The organism is Halioglobus sp. Uisw_031 (assembly GCF_047729875.1).
Lineage (GTDB): Bacteria > Pseudomonadota > Gammaproteobacteria > Pseudomonadales > Halieaceae > Marimicrobium.
The window spans coordinates 34,431-58,604 of the sequence record NZ_CP159826.1; the positions used below are offsets into that span (position 1 = coordinate 34,431).

Below are 24,174 nucleotides of genomic sequence, written 5' to 3' on the forward strand. Positions count from 1 at the left end.
CGATATCCGCGCTAACCAGCGTCCCCCTCCTGCATCTGGGTCATCCATGCATCCAGCACCGCGGTAAGCGCCTTGTGGCCATCGTGCTTCAGGGCGGAAAACAACTGTACGCTGGTCAGCTCGCCAAAGGGTTTTAGCGCATCGCGGACCTGTAATACGACGGTCCCGGCAGCACCTCGACTGAGCTTATCGGCCTTAGTCAAAAGGATGTGCACAGGCATGGAGGCCTGCAGCGCCCAGTTTAGCATTTGATGGTCAAAGGGCTGCAGGGGGTGTCGAATATCCATAAGTAGGATCAAGCCGCGCAGGCACTGGCGGTTTTGCAGATAATTCTCCAGCTGTTTCGTCCATTCTCGCTTTACGGCGATGGGAACTTTTGCAAACCCGTAGCCAGGGAGGTCGACCAGGCGCTGACTGTCAGATAACTCGAAGAAGTTGATCAGCTGGGTACGGCCAGGCGTTTTGGACGTCTTCGCGAGCTTTTTATTGTCCGTTAAGCTATTGATTGCACTCGATTTTCCGGCATTGGAGCGGCCAGCGAAGGCCACTTCCCAACCAACGTCGGGCGGGCACTGAGACAGCTTTGCGGCACTGGTCAGAAATTGTGCGCCGCGGTATTTGGGCGCTGTGGGCGCTAGGACGTGCTCGGGTTCTATCATTGTAAGGGATTGCCTTTTTTGGTGTGTGTACTTCGTATATAATGCCACAGGTTTTTTTCGCCTGTTATCAAATGCGTGTGCAGGCCATCGGTTTTCTAGTAAGTAGAGGTTTTCGAATGAAAAAGCTTTTTGCCGTCATTTTGATGTGTTCTGCTGTTGGTGCCATTGCGGGCCCGGCGCCAGCGAAGTACCAAGCATCCTGTGGTGCGTGCCACTCAAGTGGTGCCGCCGGTGCACCTAAGACGCACGACGTTGCCGCCTGGCAACCTCGTCTGGAAAAAGGAATGCCTGCATTGATCCTGTCAGTGAGAAACGGCCTTGGTGCCATGCCTCCGACAGGTCTGTGCGCTGACTGCACCGATGAAGAATACACGGCGATGATCGAGTACATGGCGGCTCCTGCTGACTAAGTGCACATCTATTCACGTTCTATCTGGAATTGACATGAAAAGAGTATTAATTCTGCTCGGCCTGACACTGGGCTGGGCATCAAGCGGCTTTGCGGCTAACGCTAACCCGGTCGGTGACGCGGCTGCGGGTAAAAGTCAGACGGTTGTCTGTAGTGCTTGTCATGGGGCCGACGGGAATAGCATGGCGCCGTTCCCTAAGCTGGCTGGCCAGGGTGAGAAGTACCTCCTAAAGCAATTGAATAACATTCAAGATGACGTGCGCAAGGTGCCGTCCATGGCGGGGTTGCTTGATGGTATGACCGAGCAGGATTTGGCCGACATTGCGGCCTATTATTCTGTGCAAACGTCTACGGGCGGCCAGACCAACCCGGAGTTGCTAGAGCTGGGCGCACAAATTTATCGTAGCGGTGTCGCAGACCGTAATGTGGCCGCCTGCATCGCCTGCCATTCGCCTACCGGGCAGGGTAATGCCCCCGCTGGCTTTCCGGCGTTGGGAGGCCAGCATGCGCAATATATCGCCGATCAATTACGCGCCTACCGTAAGGGCTATGAAGACCCTGAGGGCCGCACTAACGATGGTGAGGGGAAAATCATGCGAACCAACGCTTCTCGCCTCAGCGACAATGATATTGAAGCGGTATCCAGTTACATCGCTGGACTGAAGTAGCGATAGAACAATTCGCTATTTCTGTTGTCTTATACAGAGGACTATTTATTGTGGAGAGAATGATGATTAAAAATATGCTGCTGAGTTTATCTTTGCTGGCCGTTGGCATGTCTTACGCCGTGGCCGAGGATGTCACCGGAACCTACGTGGCCGGGATTGACTATGACCTCATTTCACCCCCGGTGCGTGGCGTCGACGCCGATAAGATCGAAGTCACCGAATTTTTCTGGTATGGCTGTGGCCATTGTTACACCTTTGAGCCAATGCTGGAGCAGTGGAAGAAAATTCAGCCGGACGATGTTAGTTTTCGCGGCATCCCTGCGGTATGGGCGGAAAAAATGGAGCTGCACGCCAAGGCCTACTACGCGGCCGATACACTGGGCGTGTTGGACACAATGAACCCGGTGATTTTTCAGGCAATGAATGTTGATGGCAAGCCTCTAGCATCACAGGCCGACATTGCGGCCTTGTTCGTGTCCAACGGGGTGTCAGAAGACGATTTTAATAAAGCGTTTAATTCTTTTGGTGTGAGTAGTCAGGTCCGTCAAGGCATTGCGATTGCTAAGGCTGCCCAGATAACGGGAACGCCAGCCCTAATGGTTAACGGCAAATACCATGTTAGTAGTCGCAAGGCGGGCGGTCAGTCAGACATGTTGAAGGTTGTTGATTTCCTGGTTGAGCAAGAGCGCACCGCTAGCGCAAGCAACTAGTTTTCTGACGCAACGACTTCCCGCTCAAGAGGCAACTCCTCGCCGTATCGAGCGGGCCTAGGCCTAGTGCTACATTCCGCTAGTATAGGTTTCCAGTGATGCTTTGCCGCTTGCCCGAATTTGTCTGAAGGCGAGCGCATACTCTTTTAACATCGCAAGACAATAGGCCAAGCGATCGTCGAAGTATTCTTGGGCGTCGGGCTTGTTTTGCGCAGGGTCTTCGTTAAACACCGTATCGACGTTGCGAATGATCAAATGCTCCGGCAGGTAGCAGATACGACTATTCTTGTAGCTGCTCATCCGTAGTTCGGCGATGGGGAAAGAGCCGCCGTCTGCGGTTGATACGGTCACAATCAGGGCGGGCTTGTGCGCTAGCTCTCCGCCGGCAGTCCACATCAGGAAAAAGTTTTTCAATCCCGCAGGCGCCATCCCGTGCCACTCGGGGCACACCACCACTAAACCGTCGCAGGATTTAAGCTGCTGGCTTAAGGGCGTGAGTATTTGTTGCCATTGCTCATCACCTTCCCAAATACTTTCATCCCATAGAGGCAGTGGATTGCCACCCAGATCATAGAGCCAGGTGGCGTCACAGAGGCCCTGCGTTAACAGTGCGTTTTCAATATAGCGTGCGACTTTTCCGCTCTGAGAGTTCGAGCGATGACTGCCACAGATGATGCCGATCTTCATGGATAATCCTTATTTACTAAAGGTTAAATGATTTAGATAACAAGCCACTCGGGAATGGGTAGGCCCTTGTTCTCAAGAAATACGGGGTTGAAAAGTTTGCTCTGGTAACGATTGCCGTAATCGCAAAGGATGGTGACAATCGTGTGTCCGGGGCCGAGGTGTTCCGCAAGTCGAACGGCTCCTGCAATGTTGATGCCTGCAGAGCCTCCGAGACACAGGCCCTCGTGCTTTAGTAGATCGAAAATATAGGGCAGCGCTTCTTCATCACTGATTCTGAAAGCGACATCGACCTGCGCATGGGCAAAATTGTCGGTGATGTGATTGATGCCTATGCCTTCCATGATGGAGCTGCCTTCGCTAGGGGTCAATTCCCCGCTGCGAACGTATTCATATAAAGCTGCACCCGCAGGATCGGCCAGCCCGATAGCGATACCGGGGTTGTGTTCTTTGAGCGCCACGGACACCCCGGCAATGGTGCCGCCGGTGCCTGCCGCACAAATGAAACCGTCTACTTTTCCTTCGGTTTGCGCCCAGATTTCCTCCCCGGTCGTGCGGCAGTGAATATCCATATTCGCAAGATTGTCGAACTGACGTGCCCAGATGGCACCATGTTCTTCGCGCTGCGCAAATTTTTTCGCTAGTTTTTCTGCCGTGTGTGTGTAGTGGTTGGGATCGGAATAAGATGTCGCGCCCACGAGGCGCAGGTCTGCCCCTAGCAATTCAAGGGTATCGATTTTCTCTTTGCTCTGAGTAAGGGGCATCACTACGGTACTGGTGTAGCCCATGGCATTTGCCAGCAGGGTGAGTCCGATACCGGTGTTGCCCGCGGTGCCCTCTACGATGCGCCCTCCGGGCTGCAGTTCGCCGGATGCTTGTGCGGCACGAATGATACCCAAGGCGGTACGATCTTTAACCGAGCCGCCCGGGTTGAGGAATTCCGCTTTGCCAAGAATCGTGCAACCGGTTTTCTCCGACACCTGTTTCAGGTGCAGTAGCGGGGTATTGCCGATCAGCTGTGTAACATCAGAGGCGGTATGCACGATGTAGTCTCCACAAAATTCCAATGAGAGTATGCCACAGCAAAGCCATAGGGTCAGGGTTTTGGGTGTGTGCGCACGCGAAATAACACCACGCTTAACAGTAGCGCCAAGCCACTGATCGCCAGCATGAAATCTAGCATAGGGGCAGGTGAGTCGACGAGATAGCGGCCTACGATGGCCGTCGCAAACGCGGAAAGGGACATCTGTACAAAGCCGAACAGCGCGGATGCGGTACCGGCAATGTAGGGAAATTGGCTCAGTGCGAGGGCCATCGCATTTGGCAGCATGAACCCGATACCGACAGAATAGAAAATCATGGGTAGCAGCATCACTGCGATGCTGTTGGGTAGCAGGCTCGCCCCTATCCATATGGCGAAGGCGGCGCCTGCTGCGAGAGCGGCACCTGCCAGCATCAGTTGTTCCGATGTGTATTTTCTGCTGAAGCGGGCGCTTAACCCGCTGCCAACCATATAGCCAATAACCGACGTGATTAAGGTAAAGCCAAAGTATTCCATCGGCACACCCAGCATGTCGATGTAGACAAAACTGGAAGACGCAAGATAGGCTAAAAAGCCGGCGTACACGAAGCCGCTGGAAAAAGTGGCAACTAAAAACAGCGGGCTGCGCAATAACGTGCCGTAGTTAGCAAGGATAGACAGCGGGTGTAAACTCTGGCGCAGTGGCAGTGATTCACCGAGGAAGATATGTATCAGCATTATCATTGCAATGCCGTAGACAGCAAGAAAGATAAAAATGCTGGGCCACGGCAACCACAGCATCATGAAGCCGCCCATCGCCGGGGCAATAGCCGGTGCCAGCGCCATCATCATCGCGATCAAGGATAATGCCCTAGCCGCTCGGACAGGGCCAAAAACATCTCGCGCGACGGTGCGCGCCAACGTGGGGCCTACGCAGGCTCCGATACCTTGTACAAAGCGGAAAAATACCAGTTCTTCAACGGTCTTAGAAAGGCTGCAGGCAATAGATGCGGCAATAAATATTAGGGTTCCGCCGATAAGAATAGGCTTTCGGCCGAAGCGGTCTGCGAGTGGCCCGCAGGCTAAATGAAATAGGGCAAAGCCGGTTAAATAGCTGCTTAATGTCAGATGCATGTGCTGGATGTCTGTGTCCAGCGCAGCCGTCATCATCGGCATTGCTGGCAGGTAGACATCTATGCTGAGCGGGCCAAGAGCGACCAGTGCGGCCAGTAATGCCAGTAACCAGGGGGAGTCGGGATGTAGCTGTCGAGTTGTCATCGCGCCGCGATGCTAGACCATACGGCGAACTAACGCAAAGTCTTCACCAGAGCGCCTTTCATTGAGACCCTACTTCTCAAAGTTCATCACCACTTTCCACCACAGCTTTGGAAACAGCGCGCGCCACAGATAGAGCAGCTTTGCTTCCTTCGGATAAATGATGTCTTTGTTTTTCCTAACGCCTTTCTCGATGGCGTCGATCATCTTCTCGGGGTCGCCAAGACGGCCGCCCTTTTTCGCTTCCAAGATGCTTCCGGGCGTGTCGCCGGAGATGGTTTGGTCTACTAATGGCGTATTCACCGCGGGGGGGCACACAAGGTGGACATGCACGCCAGAGCCGCGGATCTCATTTTGCAGCACTTCGATGTAGGCGTTGACGGCGGCCTTCGTCGCGCAGTAGGCGCCCATTTTTGGCACCAAGGCAATACCAGCAATGGAGCCGAACGCGATAATGCGGCCCCTGCCACGCGCCATCATGGCCGGCAGAACGGCTCTGACCATATACGTGGTGCCGAAGTAATTGATACGGAACAGTTGCTCCATGCCCTCATGGGTGTGGTCTATAAGCTTGTGGGCGGGCATCAGGGCGGCGGCATGCACCAGCAGCTCGATTGGCCCCAGTGCCGAAACAACTTGCGCAACTTTGGCCTGCACGTCCTGCAGGTCAGAGATATCGCAGTGAAAGGCGGTGATATTGTCCGCCTCGGCGGCCGTTTCCTCAAGCGCCTTATCATTGACGTCAAAGATAGCGACCTTTGCGCCCTGTTGCGCTAAACGGCGAGCCGTTATTTGGCCCATACCACTGGCGCCGCCTGTTACGATGGCAACCTTGTCGGACATGTCGATCATAGCCACTCCCCCTTTTATTATTGTTAACTGCAAGGGGTCATAGTCTGCGGTCACTTCGCGCCGCAAGCAAGGCTTTAACGCAAGGCGAATACCAGCCGTTCTTTTATAATTGGGGGGCGTCTGAGATGTGGTCGAGAGGCAGTGTGGTTTTGAGCACTACGCGGCGTAACTCAAAGCTAGAATGCACGCCGGTGACGCCCGCGATGCGGGTCAGCTTGCCCAGCAGAAAGCGCTCATAGTATTCCATGTCTGGCACCACCACCTTGAGCAGATAATCCGAACTCTGGCCAGTCACCACCGAGCACTCCATCACCTCTGGGTAGCCGGTGACCTCAGCCTCAAAAGCCTCGAAGCGATCTGGGGTGTGGCGATCCATGGTGATACCAATATAGGCGGTAAGCTTCAGGCCCAGCACGGACTGGTTCAGGAGGGTGACGTGTGCGCGGATAATGCCCGACTCCTCCAGTCGCTTTACCCGGCGGGAACAGGGCGTGGGTGAAAGGCCTATGGCCTCGGCCAGCTCTAGATTACTGATACGGGCATTGGCCTGCATAGCCTTCAATATCTTGCGGTCGGTGCGGTCGAGTTTCACAGGGCGCCACCTTAATGACATATAGATTGATAGCATATTCCAGCTTACAGAATAGACTATATCACTAACAAGGAGTTATTTTATAGTGATAAATCGCGCAGATAGCCGGCCGACTTATCTCTCAATAATGGGTGAAGCGTTTTGACAGAAAAATAATGGCCTCGCCAAAAGCATTTGTTAGGCGGTCCTAGTAATAACACGTATATACCGCTTGACGGCTCAGGTCTGCAGGGCCATAGTCCTTTTTTTTTAACATTGGTTTTTATACTTATACTACTGTCGTTCACTTAGCGCGGTTATGGCACTTTGTTAAGTGACACACGATAAAGCCATCAAAAGAGAGAAGAATTATGAGCTCACAGCACAGTGTTGGCGGCAAAATGCGCAGGACCATGGGCTTTGCCCTGATGGTGGCCTTTCTGTCATTAGGCGCCATTAGTGGCTGCGGCAGCAGCAACGATGATAATGATTTGTTCGGTTCTTCGGGATCTGGTGGGTCTGATGGATCTGGAGGATCTGATGGATCTGGTGGGTCTGAAGGGTCTGACGGGTCTGACGGGTCTGACGGTGGCTTTGGTGGGGAAGAGACGCCCGAGGCTCAAACTCCAGGCTGTAACGCCAGCGATCAATCAAAATGCATTATGGTGACTTTTGATGATTCATTAGGTGACGATAATTATGATCTGCTACAAAAACTCTACGACCCAGCAACAAGGAAAAATCAAGACGGCACCCCTATAAAAATGACGTACTTTGCTACTGTTGGTTATTCTTCCGCGATCAATAATTTTGATCGGTGGGCAGGAGACGGAAATGAAGTAGCGAACCACACGGTTTCTCACTTCGCCACAGATGATGGAGAGAGTTATCGAAGTATTATTTATACCCCAGACGCATGGTATTCCGAAATGAAAGACTTATATGAGATCCTATACTATTGGACAACGATAATGGAGCATCAAACAGTTTTAGGATTTAGGCAACCGTTTTTCTATCCGGGAAGCCCCGCACCAAATGACCCGATCAAGGTCAAGGCCGATGTTGCATGGAAGAAAGCTTACCAGGCCTACCTAGATTATTTGCGCACCAGGCCCGTCGACCCGTTGCCACCGAGCAGCAGTATTTTTTACTTTAGTAATTATGCAACGCCGGGTTCTGGAAGCGGATCCAGTAAGACAACAATTACACGTAATACGGACTTTAATTATATTGATAATGACACTAATTCGACGGTCCAATATCAGGTATATAATGTGACAGTACCGGTATTGGCCGCAGGGGCCGGGGCGATGGAGCTGCCATTATGTGCTGGCAATACGGATTTCGTTTGCACCATACCTGCAGCAGCAGAATGTCCCCATAAGGACCCATTTCCCTATGTCCCCAACGCTGCGAAAGTCGGGTGTCTAGATTGGGGGGCACTGGATCTCGCGATAGATGTAGCAAACGGCAATAAACTGGGCGAGGCAACCATGATCGCATTGCACCCCCAGGAAATAATCGCCAATCCAGATTTCGGCGCTTGGATGGATACTGCGATCGCCGCCGGTTATAGTTTTGTAACGGTATCAAACGTCCTGAGTATAAAGGCAGGCGTTCCGTATACAGCGCCAACACCTTATGGCCCATTTCCGAAACCAACTACATGCGAAATGAAAAGCACAATAGACTCGGATCGTTATACAGGATATGCAAGCTTACGCCGGCCAGCCCCCTACAAGTCATCCACGGCGGAGGTTCCCGCTTATACCACTAAACCATGCGATTTAGCTTGTGAAACTGCGGACGGCGAACCAAATCCAGACTACGGAGGCGGCTGCTATACAATGTGGAATACACCGGTAGGATCTACGTTCTTTAAAACATACATCCCCATGGGTGTGGCTGGGTGCGAGCCAAGAAATTTTACGCCACCTAAAAACTGGGCTGCAGGCTCTTACCCGTGGACTGGAAATCCAACTGGAAATATGAGCGTTAGAGGCGACGATGATACAGATGCAAGCTACTGTAATACGTTTCCTCAAAAGGCATGCCAACCTTTGGACCTCAGCGCAAGATGTGCACTTCCTGCCCCCGCTGCTTGTATAAATGCCGCTCCATACAAGGAATGGGCGAAGGGCGGCGTACCCGGGACAACAAAAAACTTTTGTGTTACGTACGAGGGGAAAACATACCGATGCGACGCTGACAAGGGATTCGAAGTCGACTGCAACGAATTTGTGCCAGGTTCGCCCTCCGCCCGGGGTTACTGGTCGCCGAGCACCTAAAGGCATTCAGGAGGCGCGGGCTGCCTGCTTGTTTTACAGTAAGTATGTTAGCCGCATTTTTATTCGGGGTTTAGTCCCTAAACGAATTGGCAAGAAAAAAAGACAAGCAAAGAAAAGGAAAAAATGATGAATGGCCTTTACCGAGTTGGCGGCAAAATGCGCAGGGCCATGGGCTTTGCCCTGATGGTGGCGTTTTTGTCATTAGGCGTTATTAGTGGCTGCGGCAGCAGCAACGATGATAATGATTTGTTCGGTTCTTTGGGATCTGGTGGGTCTGACGGGTCTGACGGGTCTGACGGGGGTTTGGGCGCTGTCGATCCCAATGCGGGCATTTACCCTAACATTCAAGTCATTCAACCGTTCCTGAGCGGCGCTATCGACCCCATCAAGGTCCAATATTGGGACCAGACCTACTATTGGGGGCCAGACAGTGATGGCAACGACGCTTGCTTTAAAGGTACCGTCGGAATCGAGGACTCTTCTAGTCTTGCGCAAGAAACAGCTCCGGGCCCAGAATGCCCCACGTCTCTTGGCCAAGTGACCCCTTGCAACCCCGCGGCAGCCGCCGATACGGTCGCAAGCGGTGCGGTGCAACCCGCAATCTCCGGCTGTGAACATGACGGCGCCGCCTGCACCGATATCCTAGTCCCTGACATCACGGATGAAGTGACGTGTGAGTCAACGGTTCGTCAGGCCGACCCGATTGCCGCGGGCGCTGCCTGGTTTCAAAATATCGACGCCCCCGGTACCAAGGGTGGCACCGCCTCTCACTGGTGGTATGGCACCCGGGCCGACAAAACCTTTGACGCTGAAGATGGATACGGTGGTACGCAGATTGATTACATCAGCGATGCGACGAACATTAATATCGCCGCCAGCGGTGGCGGCAGCGGCCCGACCACTCGCGTAAACAACATCTATTTGTGCAGCAATAAAGACGTGGTGAACCCTGCTGAATCGCCCGATGTTTGCACACTCTCGAGTTTGTTCGGTAGCTGCGGTTATGCAGCAGACGGCGACCCTGGTGCATGTAAGATTAATAATATCGGTCTTGTGGACGGGGCCTACAACGTTTTCATCAGGTCAGCCACGCCTAGAGAAGGCTTCAGTGGGGTTGAGGATACGGTTGCGGCGGTCAAGGGATCTGACGCATGTAACAAAAATCCAGCAAATGCTTGCTGCTTTACGCCTTCTAGTCTCAAAAAAGCAGGGGCATGTGCAACGCCAGAAACGTGCGCGGCTGCATTTGCGGATAAGCTGAACGCCTGCTATAACTCAGTCACTGAGGCGACCATTTTCACCTCCCCCGGCACGCCATCGGATGCGGGTGTTCTTGTCCACGGGTGGGACGGCACAGACGATGCGCTCAAACCTTGGATGCCAGGTAACGGGCAGGGCGGAGGCGCGCGCTGGTCGAGCTCTTACATCAATGCATATAACGTTACATACCCGACCCGGGACAAGGGGGAGATAGACTCCGATGCAGTCGGACCAACCGTTAGCGTCTATAGCGTTTATCAGGGCGGGGCGGTGCTATCCATACCGGATACTTCAGTAAGTTGTGTCTTTGGGAGTGATGCCGGCACTGATAGCAGGCCTGCTGAATCAGGATTTTCCGCGGGGTGCGGGAGTGCCCCCGGACAGAAAACTGAGCAGCAATGGTGCGGCCCACTCTGCAATATAAATCAACCAAAGCAGACTATTCAAGTTGACCCAGCAGCTTGTGGCGCGTCCCCCCAATGTTCGATCAACCCAAAAGATATTGCTGCGATGCTCGTGTATCAGCGCGGCATTGCGTGTCAGCCAGCGGACAAGAAATTGACGGTGCCACCTTATGAGTGTCTTAGCTCTGGTTGGCCCAATAATCAGATGGCGTACAATGAAGTCGTGATTGAGCCTGCGACGGACACGCCTCAGAAAACGATTTCAGCTTATTATAATCCGACCGGTAGGGATTATCCTTCCGACCCTCGCGTTAACTCCTGTGTGGAGGACCCTTACATGTACCGTCCACTCAGAGCTAACGGAAAAGATATTTGCTGCAAAGTTGAGCCTTACTCTCGCAAGCTGAAGGCACCGCTAGAGTGCAAGGCTGCGCCCAGCAGTGCCAGCATCCCCCCGGCTCCCCTTGTGTCTGCTTGCGCGCAGATAAAAAAATGGAAGAACGTCTCCGACGCCACAACGCCACCACCACTTTTGCAGTTCGATCCGTTAAACCTGACTGCACCATTCTCGGTGGGTGATTGCAAGACGGTGCATGGCATTGATGACTGCGGAGCTACCACAGTTGTTCCTGCTGTTTGCGATTCTGCCGTAGTCTCGAAGTTTGCCCTCGACCATCCAAACTATGTACTAAATTAAGGCGAAAGAACGGCAAGTCTAGCGACGGCCGTAACAGAGAATGTTGCTTACTAGCAGTTGACTCGAATGAGATGGGACCAGCGCGCCGAGCAAAGTCTGAATAGGCTCGGATGCGAAAAGGGAAATTAGAGCCAAAGGTGCTGTGTTGGACGCTTGTTTTTTTAGGGCTCTGGCACGCGCGTCGCTTAGCATGGCTTGGCGATTTGGGCCTTTCAAAAGCGTATATCACCAATAAAATAGCATTATAGAGCGATAAATTGCGCAGATGGCGCATAATGTCTGCCTATTTGCAATCTCTCTCCCCCGTAACCGCAGTATACTTTGCCCTCGGCTGAGCACTCACCTGCCGACTCGGCCGCCGCTTGGGTTACCCCTCAAAGGGTGGTTCGTACGCCGCCCCACAAGGGCTGTACGCAAAGACGCCACAGGTGAGCAGCCACCCTTAAAGAATGACTGGTAAAACGCTATGAACAGCTTCGATCACACTAAATACAGGCCCTTTCAGCCCATTGCCATGCCTAATCGGCGCTGGCCTGATCAGGTGATTGAACAGGCGCCGCGCTGGTGCAGTGTTGATCTGCGTGATGGTAATCAGGCTCTGATAGAACCGATGACGGCGCACCAGAAATTGTTGCTGTGGGAGCAGCTGGTCAAAATTGGCTTTAAGGAAATTGAGGTGGGATTCCCGTCGGCCTCGAGCCATGACTTCGATTTTGTCCGCGATTTGATTGAGAACGACAGAATTCCTGACGATGTCACGATTCAGGTGCTCACTCAGGCGCGGGCAGATTTGATCGAGAAGACCTTCAAGGCGCTCAGTGGTGCACGCCGTGTGATCGTGCACGTTTACAACTCCACCTCTACGGTGCAGCGCGAGCAGGTGTTCGGCCTGGATCGCAAAGGCATTATTGATATTGCGGTGAAAGGCGCGGAGCTAGTCAGAGAGTGTGCCGCCCGTCATCCTCACACCGAATGGGTGTTTGAGTATTCACCGGAGAGCTTTACCGGTACCGAGCTGGATTTTGCCGTAGAGGCGTGTGACGCCGTCACCGCAGTATGGCAGCCGACCCCCGAGCACCCGGTGATTATCAATCTTCCTGCGACTGTCGAGATGAGCACGCCGAATGTCTATGCCGACCAGATCGAATGGTTCTGCGACCGGGTGGCCAATCGAGACAGCCTGCTTATTTCGCTGCATACGCACAACGATCGCGGCTGTGCCGTGGCGGCGGCGGAGCTTGGCGTGATGGCCGGCGCTGACCGTATAGAAGGCACGCTGATGGGGAACGGTGAGCGTACCGGCAACATGGACATCATTACCATGGCGCTGAATTTGTACAGCCAGGGCGTTGACCCGCAGCTGCAGCTGGGCCATATGGACGAAATTATCCAGACCACCAAGGAGTGCACGCAGCTGCCGGTGCACCCGCGTCATCCGTATGCGGGTGAGCTAGTGTTTACGGCATTCTCTGGCAGTCATCAAGACGCGATTAAGAAGTGTCTGGCCAAGCGCGATGACGACGCACCGTGGGAGGTGGCGTACCTGCCGATTGACCCTCAGGACATTGGCCGCTCTTATCAGGAAGTCATTCGCATCAACAGCCAGTCGGGCAAGGGCGGTATCGCCTTTGTGTTACAGCGTGACCACGGTTTGGAGCTGCCGCGCTGGCTGCAGATCGATTTCAGTGGCGCGGTGCAGGCCTATGCCGAGGAGCACGAGACAGAGGTCGGATCGTCTGAGGTGTACCGTATTTTTCAGGATCGGTATCTTGCCGCCAAGGGGCGCTGGAATCTCGGCAACTATCAGGTGAGCCGCGAGGACGGTGTAGACAAGTTAGAGGCGCAGCTGCAGGAAGGGTCCACTGTGCATACGTTGTCCGGAACGGGTAACGGCGTCGTGGCCTCGTTTGTGGAGGCGATGCAGGGCTTTACCGGCAAACACATTGTGCTGGTGGAGTATAACGAGCACGCGCTGAGCCAGAGTGCCGAGGCCGAGGCCATCTGCTACATACAGCTCAACATTGATGGGGAGCGCTACTGTGGGGTGGGGCGCAGCTCGGATATCGTACAGGCCTCACTCGATGGCATACTCGGTGCTATTAATAAGGCCAGCGCGGAAGAACAGCACGTCGCAGCGTGATGCGCAGGTCCATTCAGGAGGGCTTTGCTGCGAGCGTGGTTGCACACATGGCCCGTTGGTCTTACCCTTTGCCTTCGGCTAGGGTGAATCAAGCGGGACGATAGGGATGATTGACGTGCTATTTCGGGGGGCTCGGGTGTGGGTTGTGATCGCGCTGTTTGTGGTCAGCGCCTGCTCCAGCACCACCTATGTTTACAACCGACTAGACTTTCTGCTGCCCTGGTATATGGACGATTATGTCGACCTCGATGCGGAGCAGGAAGCCTACCTCGACGAGCTATTGGTGCCCTTTTTGGCCTGGCACCGCGCGCAGGAACTGCCTGTTTACCTGACAGCCTTGAACAACATAGAAGACAGCCTCGATAGCCCGTTGACCGCAGAGATTGTCGGGACCCTTTTTACTAATTTTGAGTCGGCGTGGCTGCGTTTACAGAGTGAGGGGTTGACGCAGCTGTTGGATCTGGGGGCGCGCCTGTCCGATGAGCAGATAGCGGCATTTTTAGAGGCGCTGTGGGAGCAACAGCGCGAGTTCGAAGAGGAGTATCTGGAGCGCGATGAAGAGGAGTTTTTCAAAGACAATGACGACAATACACTCGACACGTTTCAGGATTATCTCGGCAAGTTATCCGACGATCAGCGACAATGGGTACATGAAAGCAGCCGCGGATTGTTGCGCTCCGATCAAGTATGGCTGCAGGAGCGGGCACTGTGGCTGACCCAACTGGCCACTTTATTAGAGCGCGAGCCGGGCTGGCAACAACGCGTCAGGGCCGCTATTAGCGTGCGAGATGACACCGTATCGCCTGATTATCAGCGTGTGTATGAGCACAATATGGACGCGATTTATGAGCTGATTGCGCAGGTATTAAACGCTCGCAGCGAGCGGCAGAGCCGGTACCTGAAAGACAAGCTCACTGACATTCGCGAAGACCTAGAAACGTTAATCGCGCAGGGCAAAACGGATACCGCTGCGCAATCAGATGAACCCAGTAACAATCGGCCGTAAGGCCGGCTCGTCGAGCACTCAAAGGGTTTTGACAAACACCTTTGAGTTGCGCTGCAGGTTGTACAGAGATTGTTTTGCGCTGGGCAGGGCACCCTGATCGGCTTCGACAAAACCCTGTTCGACAAACCAGTGGGCTGTCTGGGTGGTCAGCACAAACACCCGATCCAAACCCTGGCTGCGGGCTTCCTGCTCCAATGTTTTTAGCAATCGTTGCCCGCGTTTGCCGCCCCGGTAATCCGGGTGCGAGACGATGCAGGCAATTTCTCCGCAGCGGTCGTCGAGAAACGGGTAGAGCGCTGCGCAGGCAATAATGCGGCCATCGCGCACCAGCAGACGGAACTGACTGATTTCGGTTTCCAGTAATTCCCGCGAGCGTTTTACCAGCGCACCCTGTTGTTCCAGAGGCTCGATCAGCTCCAGTATACCGCCGACATCGTCGATGCTGGCTTCGCACGACAGCTCGTAATCGTCATTGGCCACCAGCGTGCCGCAGCCGTCGTGTGTGAACAGCTCCTGTAACAGGGCGCAGTCGTCTTCGTAGCTAATAATGTGGCAACGTTCTACCTGTGCAAGACAGGCTCGTTTGGCACTCTGCAGCAGAGAGGCCTGCTGCGGGTCGGCGACGGGCAGCTCATCGATTTCGCCAGCCGCACACTGACGGATTAATGTCCCGTCGTCGCTGAGGACACCGGCTGGGCCGCCAAACAGCACCAGTTTGTCGGCGCCGATTGCGGCGGCGCATTGCACCGCAATGTCTTCCAGCGCCAGATTGAAAATCTCGCCAGTGGGGGAATAGCCCAAGGGTGATAGCAGCACGATGGAGCCGTCCGCCAGCTGCTGGTTTATTCCGCTGGCATCCACGCGGCGCACTCTGCCGGTGTGATGAAAGTCGATGCCATTGACAACACCGATGGGCCGGGCCGTGACAAAATTACCCGAGCACACGCGCATGCGCGATCCCTGCATGGGCGAGTTGGGCAAACCCATAGACAGCAGCGCCTCGATTTGCGCACGCAACGAGCCAGCGGCATCTTTGACGTGTTCCATCGCCGCGTTGTCCGTGATGCGCAGGCCCTCATGAAACACGCTGTCTAGCCCTGCGCGAGACAGACGCTGGTCGATCTGCAGGCGCGAGCCGTGAATCAGCACAAGGCGTACACCGAGACTATTCAGCAGGGCGATATCGTGAATGATGTTGGGAAAGTTTTCATGTTGCGCAACCGCGCCCCCCAACATCAGCACAAAGGTCTTGCCCCGGTGTGCGTTGATGTAGGGTGCAGTGTTTCTCAACCAGCGGATATGCTCCTGCGCCGATATTGTCACGTCACCATCCAAGCCATTGATAAATAGAAAGTTATTAAGGGTACCGAAAGCCGCACTGATTACCTAATGGCAATATTGCACAGTGTCAGAGGCAGTAGTGGCGGATACATTGCTGCAGTAGTGCGATACAGGGCTGGATTTGCTCCAGTTCCAGATATTCATCGGGTTGGTGGGCGCGGTCGATGGAGCCAGGCCCCATCACAATGGTTTCCATACCCAGCTGCTGTAAAAAGGGCGCCTCGGTGGCGAATGCGACCGCCTCCGCACTGTGGCCGGTCAACGTTTCAGCCAGCTTTACCAGCTCGCTGTCTGCGGCCTGCTCAAAAGGTTCGATAGGGGTAATCAGCGAACGCAGATCGATCTCTAAATGGTGTTGCTGCGCCAGAACATGCATACGCTGCTCGATTTCAGCGCGCACGGTGGCGTTGTCTTCCCCGGGCGTCATGCGTAGATCAAAATGCAGTTCGGTCTTGCCGCAAATACGATTGGGGCTGTCGCCACCGTGGATGCACCCTAGATTGAGGGTGGGCACCGCAATGTTAAAAAATTCATGGTGGTAGCGCACACCGAGCTCTTTGCGATACGCAATCAAATCCCCCATCACTGCATGCATGCCCTCCAGTGCGCTGTTGCCCAGCGCCGGATCAGAGGAGTGGCCGGCCTGTCCGGTGACCCGCACGGCTTCCATCATAATGCCTTTATGCATCCGCACTGGAACCAGTGATGTGGGCTCCCCAATAATCGCCGCACGGGCTTTGGGGCGTCCTGCTGCGGCCAACTGACGTGCACCGTTCATTGAGCTTTCTTCGTCGGCGGTTGCCAGCACAATCAACGGTTGTTTGAGCGAGTCTGCACTAAAAGCACTGGCGGCCGCGATGGCTAAGGGGAAAAACCCTTTCATGTCGGTACTGCCGAGACCGTAAAGCCGATTGTCGCGTTCAGACAGCGTTAATGGATTGCTTTTCCAGCGGCCTTCGTCAAAAGGTACCGTGTCTGTGTGTCCAGCAAGTACTAGACCGCCCGGCCCCTTGCCCAGAGTGGCGATCAGGTTTGCCTTGTCACCGTTGGCCGTAACCGCCTGTATCTCAACCTCAAACCCCAAGTCATTCAACCAGCTGGCCAGCAAGTCGATTACCGCACGGTTGCCCTGATCCCAGCGTGAATCTGTAGAACTGACGGACGGGGTCTCTATCAGTTGCCGCAGCTGACTATAGACCTGTTTGTGGGACGTGGACATTGAGGTGCGACCTCTCGGTACTGTGGCGGCGGGTGGGCCCTTAGCGCAGTCTAGACAATCGAACGCCTGCCGCCAAGTGGACGCTGACGTTAGCCACCGAATATCGCCTTGAATAAAAAGAAAAAGAGGATTGCAAGCCCAGCGCCTGCAGGCAGGGTGACTAACCAGGATACAAATATAGTGCCGATCACGCGCAAATTAAGCGCACCAATGCCGCGTGCAAAGCCAACACCCAGCACGGCGCCGACGAGCGTGTGTGTGGTCGAAATGGGAAGACCTGTGCCCGATGCGATGACCACGGTGGCAGAAGCGCCCAGCTCAGCAGCAAAACCCCTGCTGGGAGTCAGCTCGGTGATTTTGCTCCCCACGGTGAGAATGACGCGCCAACCGTAAGTGGCCAAACCCAAGACAATACCCAGTGCCCCCACCATCAATATCCACCACGGCACCGCTGATTTGGCCAGAATCTCTCCGCCGGACTGCACGGTGCTGGCAATCGCCGCCAACGGGCCTACTGCATTGGCGACATCGTTAGAGCCGTGTGCAAAGGCCATGGCACAGGCGGTGAAAACCATCAGCACGCCAAAAACCCGCTCTACCGAGGCAAAGCGATTCATGTCATCCGGTATGTCCTTGATACCCCGCATGAGGATCATGCCAAGGGCCGCCACTAGCAGGCCCACTCCAAACGAAAGGGGGATGGCGTTTGCGAAATCGCTCCCCAGACCCAGGTCGAGATCCAGGTCCACATGTTTGAGACCTTTTAGAAGTGTGACCATGGATATCATGAAGCCGACCATCCACATGTAAATGGGGATATATTTTTTTGCCCGCTGAAACGGGTCTTCTGAATCGAGAATGATCGTTTTGACGCTGATAAACAGGCCGAAGGAAATGGTGCCGGCAAGCACAGGCGACACCACCCAGCTGGCGACAATGGTACCCACCTTGCCCCAATGCACCGCATCAACCGAGATGCCGACGGCTGCGAAGCCGACGATCGCTCCTACAATGGAGTGAGTCGTGGAGACAGGCCAGCCGTTAACACTGGCAATCATAAGCCAGGTTCCTGCCGCGAGAAGCGCGGACAGCATGCCATATATCATTAGCTGCGGCTCGGCGCTCATGACATCGGGATCAATAATGCCTTTGCGAATGGTGGCAGTGACTTCACCGCCCGCGAGATAGGCGCCGAGAAACTCAAAGATCATCGCGACAAAAATCGCCTGCTTAAGCGTCAGTGCCTTGGCGCCGACCGATGTGCCCATGGCATTGGCAACATCGTTAGCACCGATTCCCCAGGCCATGAAGAAGCCAAATAAGCAGGCCAAAATCAGAAATAAACTGCCATACTCAGCAATGATTTCCATGGTGACTCCTTATTTCGCCATCAAAATTTGTAGTCGATCACCCACGGTCTCTGCATCGTCTGCAACGGTGCACATTAGGGTAATGATCTGGTACAGGAACATCACTTCGACCGGAGGGAGGTCGCTCTCCAGCTTAAAAAGTTTTTTCCGGAGCTTAATAGACATTTTGTCGGTGGTGCCCTCCAGCTTATCGAGCGTTTTGAGCATGGCTTCCACCCGGCGCACTTCTTCACGGCCTGTAAACCCGACTTCAAGCAGTTCGTCCAGTCCCTGCACAGCACTGAGCGCCTGATGGGACGTCGCAGCGCAGGCGATAGCCAGCTCTATCGCCGCATCCTGCAGCTTCTCGGGGAAACGGATACTGCGGCCTATGATCAGTCCGGCAATATCTTTGGCGGTATTAGCAACGTGATCCTGAACCCCCACAAGTGTGAGCAAATCACTTCGTGGCACCGGGAGGAAGAGGCTATTAGGTAGGTTTCGACGCACGGAGTGTTTGAGTTTGTCGGCGGCGGCTTCGGCCGCCACAATCTCTTTGTGAACTTGGCTGGCTTTCTCCCAGTCGTCTGCAGCCGTGGCTCGCAGTAAATCCGGAACCAGCTGTGCGGCCTGATCGGCCAACGCCATGTGGTCCTGTATGGGTCCGATGGGGGAGCGCCCAAACAGATTGCCTAGGGGGCTGAGAATTGCCATGTGTTGAGTTCCTTTATAAGGTCGGCCGCTAGTGTAATGGTTAACTTTGTGGCTGTCACAGGAAACAGTCTCATCGTGAGGTCTGCGGGCACATGGGGGTGATTGGGGGTGATTGGGGAAAGGCGCGAAAGCGTGAGATTACGGGACACTGTGTTAGCATACTTTGATATGCAAATCCGCGCCTCACATTCGGCCTGTAGTGAATATGACCAACACGTTTAGCGAGCAATTGTTGGAGCGCCGCCTGAGCCTGTCTGACCTAGTGCAAGACTTGAAGGCCGACGGCCACCTGACGGATGAAGATCTTATCCGTATCGGTCTTTCTAGCAAAGTGAAAGTACACCCGCTGGTTTTTTTGGCAGATCAAAACCTGCCCGATGCGGCGACCTCTGGCGCCTATCTGACAATGGACCGATTGTTGGCGTGGCTGGGCAATAAAGTGGGCCAGGAGGTTTATCGCATAGATCCGTTAAAAATAAACGTGACAGCGGTGTCAGATGTTATGTCCAAGGCGTTTGCCGAGCGGCATCATATTCTCGCGCTTGAGGTCAATGACGGTGATGTTGTCATTGCCAGTGCCGAACCCTTCATGCGCTCTTGGGAGAGTAATCTGGAGCATGTGTTGCGCAAGCCCATACGCCGTGTGTTAGCAGACCCACAGGAGATACTCCGGCACACCGCCGACTTCTACAACATGGCCGGTTCCGTGCGCGGTGCACGCAGCAATGATCGACCTGCCGGCCCCGCGGGTCTGGGTAATCTGGAGCAGATGCTTGAGATTGGCTCTAACAATGAACCTGATGCCAACGATCAGCACATTGTGAAAATTGTAGACTGGCTGCTGCAGTATGCCTTTGAGCAGCGAGCCAGTGATATTCATATAGAGCCGCGTCGTGATGTGGGCAATGTACGCTTTCGTATTGATGGTGTGCTGCACTCCGTGTACGAGCTGCCCGCGCAGGTTTGCGCTGCGGTCAGTAGTCGCGTCAAAATCCTGGGTCGGATGGATGTGGCAGAAAAACGCCGCCCTCAGGATGGCCGGCTAAAAACGCGCACACCCAATGGCAGCGAGGTTGAGTTGCGCCTGTCCACTTTACCGACGGCGTTCGGTGAAAAACTGGTCATGCGCATTTTCGACCCGGATCTTATGCAGCGTAGTTTTGAGCAGTTGGGTCTAGCCGATGCTGACTTGCAACACTGGCACGACATGACCTCTTATGGCCACGGTATTGTGCTGGTGACCGGGCCCACGGGATCGGGGAAAACCACGACGTTGTATTCGACGCTGCGCCAGTTGGCAAAACCGGAAGTCAATGTGTGTACTATCGAGGACCCGATCGAGATGGTGGAGGGCGCCTTCAACCAGATGCAGGTGAACCACAGCATCAACCTTGATTTTTCGACCGGCGTGCGTGCCCTTATGCGGCAGGATCCTGACATTATCATGGTGGGAGAGATACGCGATCTGGAAACCGCCAATATGGCGATACAAGCCGCGTTAACGGGGCATTTGGTGCTGTCCACGTTACACACCAATGATTCACCTAGCTCTATCTCGCGCCTGCTGGAGTTGGGCGTGCCAGCCTACCTGATTCGAGCCACTGTGCGCGGCATCATGTCGCAACGGCTGGTGCGGATTTTGTGTCCGCACTGTAAGGCTTTTGGCGAATTAGATCTCGGTGCATGGCAGCAGTTGACACAGCCTTGGGATGTGACGCCTCCGGCACAGATTGCGCGTCCGGTGGGCTGTCACAAGTGCCGTGAAACCGGTTATCAGGGGCGTCAGGGAATTTATGAAGTGTTGGTGAATAGTCGGACGGTGCAGGAGCAGATAATGCCACAGCTCGACACCCAAAAAATTCGGGCAACTGCGATGGCTGAAGGTATGCAAACCCTGCGCCTCAGTGGCGCCGCCCGTGTGGCGCGGGGTGAGACCACCATCGAGGAAGTGATGCGAGTCGCACCGCAGATGGACACTTGAGTCTCGGTCGTTGGAACGTTAAGCGGATATGAATTTACCGACCACAGGGCTGCCGGAGTTGCTCGCCGAGGAGGCCCGCCGTGCTTGGCAGAATATTTTGGAGTCTGCAGGTGAGGCACTGGCCGACAGGCTAACCGAGGTGTTGGCGGAGGGTCCAGAAGCGCTGCAGCTACCGCGTGTTTTGGCCTGCAGCCCCTTCGTCGCTGACCTGTTGCGACGCAAGCCCAAATTGCTACTGGATCTGGTCGTCAGTGGCCAGTTGCAGGAATCCCTGCCTGACGCTGAATTCCGCGATGAGTTGCACCGTATGTTGTGTCGCGATGGTGCTGAGCTGTCGCCGCTTCTAAGACAATATCGTGCATGGCATATGCTGCGAATTGTGTGGCGAGACTTCTGTCGTCTGGCGGATACCTTGGAGACGGTGCGAGATACTTCACTGCTGGCCGAGGCGGCTATCGCAGAGGCCTTGGCTATTTCTCAGGCCGCGCTGGAGAACCGGCACGGTGCGCCCATAGGACGAGACAGTGGTGAGGCCCAGCAGCTGATTGTGCTGGCCATGGGCAAGCTCGGGGCACAGGAGCTTAATGTCTCCTCCGATATTGATTTGATATTTGTTTACCCAGAGGCCGGTCAGACCGACAGTAAAGAACACCCTATCAGCAATGAGGAATTCTTTACCAAGGTAGGGCGTGCTGTGATCGGTGCCCTCGATGAGGTTACTGCTGAGGGTTTTGTGTTTCGGGTGGATATGCGTCTGCGTCCTTACGGTGAAAGCGGCGCCCTGGTGCACAGTTTCACCGCGCTTGAGAGCTATTATCAGGACCAGGGGCGGGATTGGGAGCGCTATGCCATGATCAAGGCGCGGCCCGTGACAGGCAACCCGCAACAGGCCGCCGAGCTGGCGGCGCTGTTGCGCCCATTCATCTATCGGCGCTATGTGGACTTCGGCGCGATAGAAAGTCTGCGTGGCATGAAGCGGATGATCAACACCGAAGTCCGTCGCAGAGGGTTGCAGGACAATGTAAAACTGGGGCACGGCGGTATTCGGGAGGTCGAGTTTATCGCACAGTGTTTTCAGTTGATTCGCGGTGGGCGTGATCTTGGTCTACAGCAGCGCGAATTACTTCTGGTACTAGATGAATGTGTCACCTTGCGTTGTCTGCCGCAGTCAGTCGGCACTGAACTGCGCGCCTCCTACCTATTTTTGCGCGACAGTGAACACGCCATCCAGGGTTATCAGGATAAGCAGAGTCAGGATTTGCCGAAGGCGGAATTGCCGCGGGCTGCGATGGCAGAAGTGATGGGGTATGCCTTATGGGAAGACTACAAAGCGGCCCTGGAGATACACCGTCAGGCGGTTGCGGGACACTTTAGAGAGCTGATCGCAGATCCTGAGGAGGACGCCGAAGCGGCAGACGAGGCGTTGTCGCTGTGGGGCAAAGACCTGAGTGAGCAGGCGCTGTCTGATCTAGGATACCGGCACGGGCCAGAGACTTACGAGGCGTTACAGGCATTGCAGCAGAGCCCCCGCGTGGCAACACTGCAAATTCAAGGTCGAGATCGCCTGCAACAGTTCATGCCCCAGTTGCTGCGCGCGTGTGCTGAGGTGGCAGACCCAGATCTAGCGTTGCAAAGAGTGCTGCCTCTGGTCACCGCGGTCGTACGTCGCAGTGCCTATCTTGTCATGTTGCTCGAAAATCCGCCCGCCCTTGTTGATCTGGTGACGCTGTGCGGCGCCAGTCCCTGGATCGCCGAGCAAATAGCCCGAACTCCGGTACTGCTTGATGAGCTTCTGGATAGGGCTAGCCTTTACACCGCGCCGGACAAAGACCTGTTGCGTGATGAACTGCGTCAGCAGGTCGCACGTCTAGGGGCGGACGATTTGGAGGCGCAGATGGATGCCCTGCGCTATTTCAAGGCTTCGCATGTGTTGCGGGTTGCGGCCAGTGAGCTGGTAGGCCGCTTACCATTGATGCAGGTTAGCGACAAGTTGACCTGGATTGCGGAAGTCATACTGGAGGAGGTGTTAGCGGTCGCCTGGGTGGGTCTGACGAAAAAGTATGGACAGCCCCGTCGCGATCATGCGGGTGTGGGTTTTGCCGTTTTTGGTTATGGCAAACTAGGTGGTGTTGAATTGGGTTATGGCTCAGACCTAGACCTGGTGTTTATTTACGATGCCGCCAAAGGCGGAGCAACAGACGGCGAGAACAGTATCGACAATGCTGTGTTCTATACGCGTCTGGGTCAGCGCATGATCCAAATTATCGAGACGCAGATGGCCATGGGTCAGCTGTATGAGATGGACATGCGGCTGCGACCTTCCGGCGATTCAGGCATGTTGGTGAATACAATACAGAGCTTCAGTCGTTACCAGCAGGACTCTGCCTGGACTTGGGAGCATCAGGCGTTGGTGCGAGCGCGCTTTGTCGCGGGCGATCCAGACGTCGCGGCGGCGGTCAATACCGTGCGCCGGGACATTCTGTCCCTGGCCCGCGATGATGTTTCTCTGGCGCGCGAGGTGCATGCCATGCGAGAAAATATGCGTAAGCACTTACTGTCAGATGGGCGCTCCGAAGAAGGGGAATTTCACCTAAAACAGGGTGTAGGAGGTATCGTTGATATTGAATTTATGGTGCAATACGCGGTCTTGACTTGGTCTCATCGCGTGCCTGAATTGGCACGTTGGTCTGACAATGTGCGCATTCTGGAGGCCCTGGGGCAAGAAGGTTTGTTTGAGCAGCAGGAGTGTGAAGCGCTTACGCAGGCCTATTTAATCTATCGCTCCGCCGCCCATCAACTTTCCTTACAACAGCAACCAGGGACTGCCCCGGAGGGGAGTTTTGCGCAAGAACGGGCTGCAGTTAGAGCCAAGTGGCAGCAATTATTTGCGCCTTATATCGACGAAACAACGGATCAATAAACAGGA

The 24,174-nt window shown here is 54.7% G+C and carries 19 protein-coding genes; 9 read left to right on the forward strand and 10 right to left on the reverse strand.

Annotation, left to right across the window (positions count from 1 at the left end):
• Window positions 1-11: 11 nt before the first annotated feature.
• Complete coding sequence (gene yihA / locus ABXT62_RS00155; RefSeq protein WP_415356524.1) at window positions 12-659, reverse strand: ribosome biogenesis GTP-binding protein YihA/YsxC; 648 nt, start codon at window positions 657-659, stop codon at window positions 12-14.
• A 116-nt stretch (window positions 660-775) separates the two neighbouring features.
• Here yihA and ABXT62_RS00160 point away from each other — a divergent pair, with 116 nt between their 5' ends.
• The 3 genes from ABXT62_RS00160 to ABXT62_RS00170 are packed head-to-tail and all read left to right on the forward strand — an operon-like array spanning window position 776 to window position 2,446.
• Window positions 776-1,069 (forward strand): c-type cytochrome, encoded by a 294-nt coding sequence (locus ABXT62_RS00160; protein ID WP_415356525.1) that lies wholly within the window; start codon window positions 776-778, stop codon window positions 1,067-1,069.
• A gap of 34 nt (window positions 1,070-1,103) precedes the next feature.
• Entirely contained in the window at window positions 1,104-1,736 is a 633-nt protein-coding gene (locus ABXT62_RS00165) for a c-type cytochrome (protein WP_415356526.1), read from the forward strand.
• 59 nt (window positions 1,737-1,795) lie between these two features.
• Window positions 1,796-2,446 (forward strand): thiol:disulfide interchange protein DsbA/DsbL, encoded by a 651-nt coding sequence (locus tag ABXT62_RS00170; RefSeq protein WP_415356527.1) that lies wholly within the window; start codon window positions 1,796-1,798, stop codon window positions 2,444-2,446.
• Window positions 2,447-2,515: 69 nt separating this feature from the next.
• On the opposite strand, the gene ABXT62_RS00175 is transcribed toward ABXT62_RS00170, so the two are convergent.
• The 5 genes from ABXT62_RS00175 to ABXT62_RS00195 form a co-directional block, all read right to left on the reverse strand.
• The gene (locus ABXT62_RS00175) at window positions 2,516-3,133 is read right to left on the reverse strand and encodes an NADPH-dependent FMN reductase (protein ID WP_415356528.1); all 618 of its coding nucleotides are present in this window, start codon (window positions 3,131-3,133) and stop codon (window positions 2,516-2,518) included.
• 32 nt (window positions 3,134-3,165) lie between these two features.
• Window positions 3,166-4,173, reverse strand: coding sequence for a cysteine synthase A (locus tag ABXT62_RS00180; RefSeq protein ID WP_415356529.1), 1,008 nt, complete (start codon window positions 4,171-4,173; stop codon window positions 3,166-3,168).
• 53 nt (window positions 4,174-4,226) lie between these two features.
• Window positions 4,227-5,429 (reverse strand): multidrug effflux MFS transporter, encoded by a 1,203-nt coding sequence (locus tag ABXT62_RS00185; RefSeq protein WP_415356530.1) that lies wholly within the window; start codon window positions 5,427-5,429, stop codon window positions 4,227-4,229.
• Window positions 5,430-5,498: 69 nt separating this feature from the next.
• Complete coding sequence (locus tag ABXT62_RS00190; RefSeq protein WP_415356531.1) at window positions 5,499-6,278, reverse strand: SDR family NAD(P)-dependent oxidoreductase; 780 nt, start codon at window positions 6,276-6,278, stop codon at window positions 5,499-5,501.
• Window positions 6,279-6,381: 103 nt separating this feature from the next.
• Window positions 6,382-6,891, reverse strand: coding sequence for an Lrp/AsnC family transcriptional regulator (locus ABXT62_RS00195; protein WP_415356532.1), 510 nt, complete (start codon window positions 6,889-6,891; stop codon window positions 6,382-6,384).
• Between the two features lie 371 nt (window positions 6,892-7,262).
• Here ABXT62_RS00195 and ABXT62_RS00200 point away from each other — a divergent pair, with 371 nt between their 5' ends.
• From ABXT62_RS00200 to ABXT62_RS00215, 4 genes are all read left to right on the forward strand, one after another.
• On the forward strand, window positions 7,263-9,137 hold the full coding sequence (locus ABXT62_RS00200) for a hypothetical protein (RefSeq protein ID WP_415356533.1): 1,875 nt from the start codon (window positions 7,263-7,265) through the stop codon (window positions 9,135-9,137).
• A 123-nt stretch (window positions 9,138-9,260) separates the two neighbouring features.
• Window positions 9,261-11,498, forward strand: coding sequence for a hypothetical protein (locus tag ABXT62_RS00205; RefSeq protein ID WP_415356534.1), 2,238 nt, complete (start codon window positions 9,261-9,263; stop codon window positions 11,496-11,498).
• A 466-nt stretch (window positions 11,499-11,964) separates the two neighbouring features.
• Window positions 11,965-13,638: a 2-isopropylmalate synthase gene (gene leuA / locus ABXT62_RS00210; protein ID WP_415356535.1), complete on the forward strand. Its 1,674-nt coding sequence runs from the start codon at window positions 11,965-11,967 to the stop codon at window positions 13,636-13,638.
• Between the two features lie 106 nt (window positions 13,639-13,744).
• Entirely contained in the window at window positions 13,745-14,644 is a 900-nt protein-coding gene (locus ABXT62_RS00215; protein WP_415356536.1) for a DUF6279 family lipoprotein, read from the forward strand.
• Between the two features lie 18 nt (window positions 14,645-14,662).
• Here ABXT62_RS00215 and argA read toward each other — a convergent pair whose 3' ends face one another.
• The 4 genes from argA to ABXT62_RS00235 form a co-directional block, all read right to left on the reverse strand.
• Window positions 14,663-15,961 (reverse strand): amino-acid N-acetyltransferase, encoded by a 1,299-nt coding sequence (argA, locus tag ABXT62_RS00220; protein WP_415358238.1) that lies wholly within the window; start codon window positions 15,959-15,961, stop codon window positions 14,663-14,665.
• Between the two features lie 91 nt (window positions 15,962-16,052).
• Window positions 16,053-17,204 carry an acetylornithine deacetylase gene (gene argE / locus ABXT62_RS00225; protein WP_415356537.1) on the reverse strand — a complete coding sequence of 384 codons (1,152 nt, stop codon included), beginning with the start codon at window positions 17,202-17,204 and terminating at the stop codon, window positions 16,053-16,055.
• An 89-nt stretch (window positions 17,205-17,293) separates the two neighbouring features.
• Window positions 17,294-18,574, reverse strand: coding sequence for an inorganic phosphate transporter (locus tag ABXT62_RS00230; RefSeq protein WP_415356538.1), 1,281 nt, complete (start codon window positions 18,572-18,574; stop codon window positions 17,294-17,296).
• A gap of 9 nt (window positions 18,575-18,583) precedes the next feature.
• The gene (locus ABXT62_RS00235; protein ID WP_415356539.1) at window positions 18,584-19,267 is read right to left on the reverse strand and encodes a TIGR00153 family protein; all 684 of its coding nucleotides are present in this window, start codon (window positions 19,265-19,267) and stop codon (window positions 18,584-18,586) included.
• 205 nt (window positions 19,268-19,472) lie between these two features.
• Here ABXT62_RS00235 and ABXT62_RS00240 point away from each other — a divergent pair, with 205 nt between their 5' ends.
• Both ABXT62_RS00240 and glnE read left to right on the forward strand, forming a co-directional pair.
• Window positions 19,473-21,248: a GspE/PulE family protein gene (locus tag ABXT62_RS00240; RefSeq protein ID WP_415356540.1), complete on the forward strand. Its 1,776-nt coding sequence runs from the start codon at window positions 19,473-19,475 to the stop codon at window positions 21,246-21,248.
• A gap of 28 nt (window positions 21,249-21,276) precedes the next feature.
• On the forward strand, window positions 21,277-24,168 hold the full coding sequence (gene glnE / locus ABXT62_RS00245) for a bifunctional [glutamate--ammonia ligase]-adenylyl-L-tyrosine phosphorylase/[glutamate--ammonia-ligase] adenylyltransferase (protein ID WP_415356541.1): 2,892 nt from the start codon (window positions 21,277-21,279) through the stop codon (window positions 24,166-24,168).
• Window positions 24,169-24,174 lie beyond the last annotated feature (6 nt).

Coding starts and splice junctions, on each gene's coding strand:
- yihA (WP_415356524.1), bottom strand. CDS start 659: ATGATAGAACCCGAGCACGTCCTAGCGCCCACAGCGCCCAAATACCGC.
- ABXT62_RS00160 (WP_415356525.1), top strand. CDS start 776: ATGAAAAAGCTTTTTGCCGTCATTTTGATGTGTTCTGCTGTTGGTGCC.
- ABXT62_RS00165 (WP_415356526.1), top strand. CDS start 1,104: ATGAAAAGAGTATTAATTCTGCTCGGCCTGACACTGGGCTGGGCATCA.
- ABXT62_RS00170 (WP_415356527.1), top strand. CDS start 1,796: ATGATGATTAAAAATATGCTGCTGAGTTTATCTTTGCTGGCCGTTGGC.
- ABXT62_RS00175 (WP_415356528.1), bottom strand. CDS start 3,133: ATGAAGATCGGCATCATCTGTGGCAGTCATCGCTCGAACTCTCAGAGC.
- ABXT62_RS00185 (WP_415356530.1), bottom strand. CDS start 5,429: ATGACAACTCGACAGCTACATCCCGACTCCCCCTGGTTACTGGCATTA.
- ABXT62_RS00190 (WP_415356531.1), bottom strand. CDS start 6,278: ATGATCGACATGTCCGACAAGGTTGCCATCGTAACAGGCGGCGCCAGT.
- ABXT62_RS00195 (WP_415356532.1), bottom strand. CDS start 6,891: ATGTCATTAAGGTGGCGCCCTGTGAAACTCGACCGCACCGACCGCAAG.
- ABXT62_RS00200 (WP_415356533.1), top strand. CDS start 7,263: ATGGGCTTTGCCCTGATGGTGGCCTTTCTGTCATTAGGCGCCATTAGT.
- ABXT62_RS00205 (WP_415356534.1), top strand. CDS start 9,261: ATGATGAATGGCCTTTACCGAGTTGGCGGCAAAATGCGCAGGGCCATG.
- leuA (WP_415356535.1), top strand. CDS start 11,965: ATGAACAGCTTCGATCACACTAAATACAGGCCCTTTCAGCCCATTGCC.
- ABXT62_RS00215 (WP_415356536.1), top strand. CDS start 13,745: ATGATTGACGTGCTATTTCGGGGGGCTCGGGTGTGGGTTGTGATCGCG.
- argE (WP_415356537.1), bottom strand. CDS start 17,204: ATGTCCACGTCCCACAAACAGGTCTATAGTCAGCTGCGGCAACTGATA.
- ABXT62_RS00230 (WP_415356538.1), bottom strand. CDS start 18,574: ATGGAAATCATTGCTGAGTATGGCAGTTTATTTCTGATTTTGGCCTGC.
- ABXT62_RS00235 (WP_415356539.1), bottom strand. CDS start 19,267: ATGGCAATTCTCAGCCCCCTAGGCAATCTGTTTGGGCGCTCCCCCATC.
- ABXT62_RS00240 (WP_415356540.1), top strand. CDS start 19,473: ATGACCAACACGTTTAGCGAGCAATTGTTGGAGCGCCGCCTGAGCCTG.
- glnE (WP_415356541.1), top strand. CDS start 21,277: ATGAATTTACCGACCACAGGGCTGCCGGAGTTGCTCGCCGAGGAGGCC.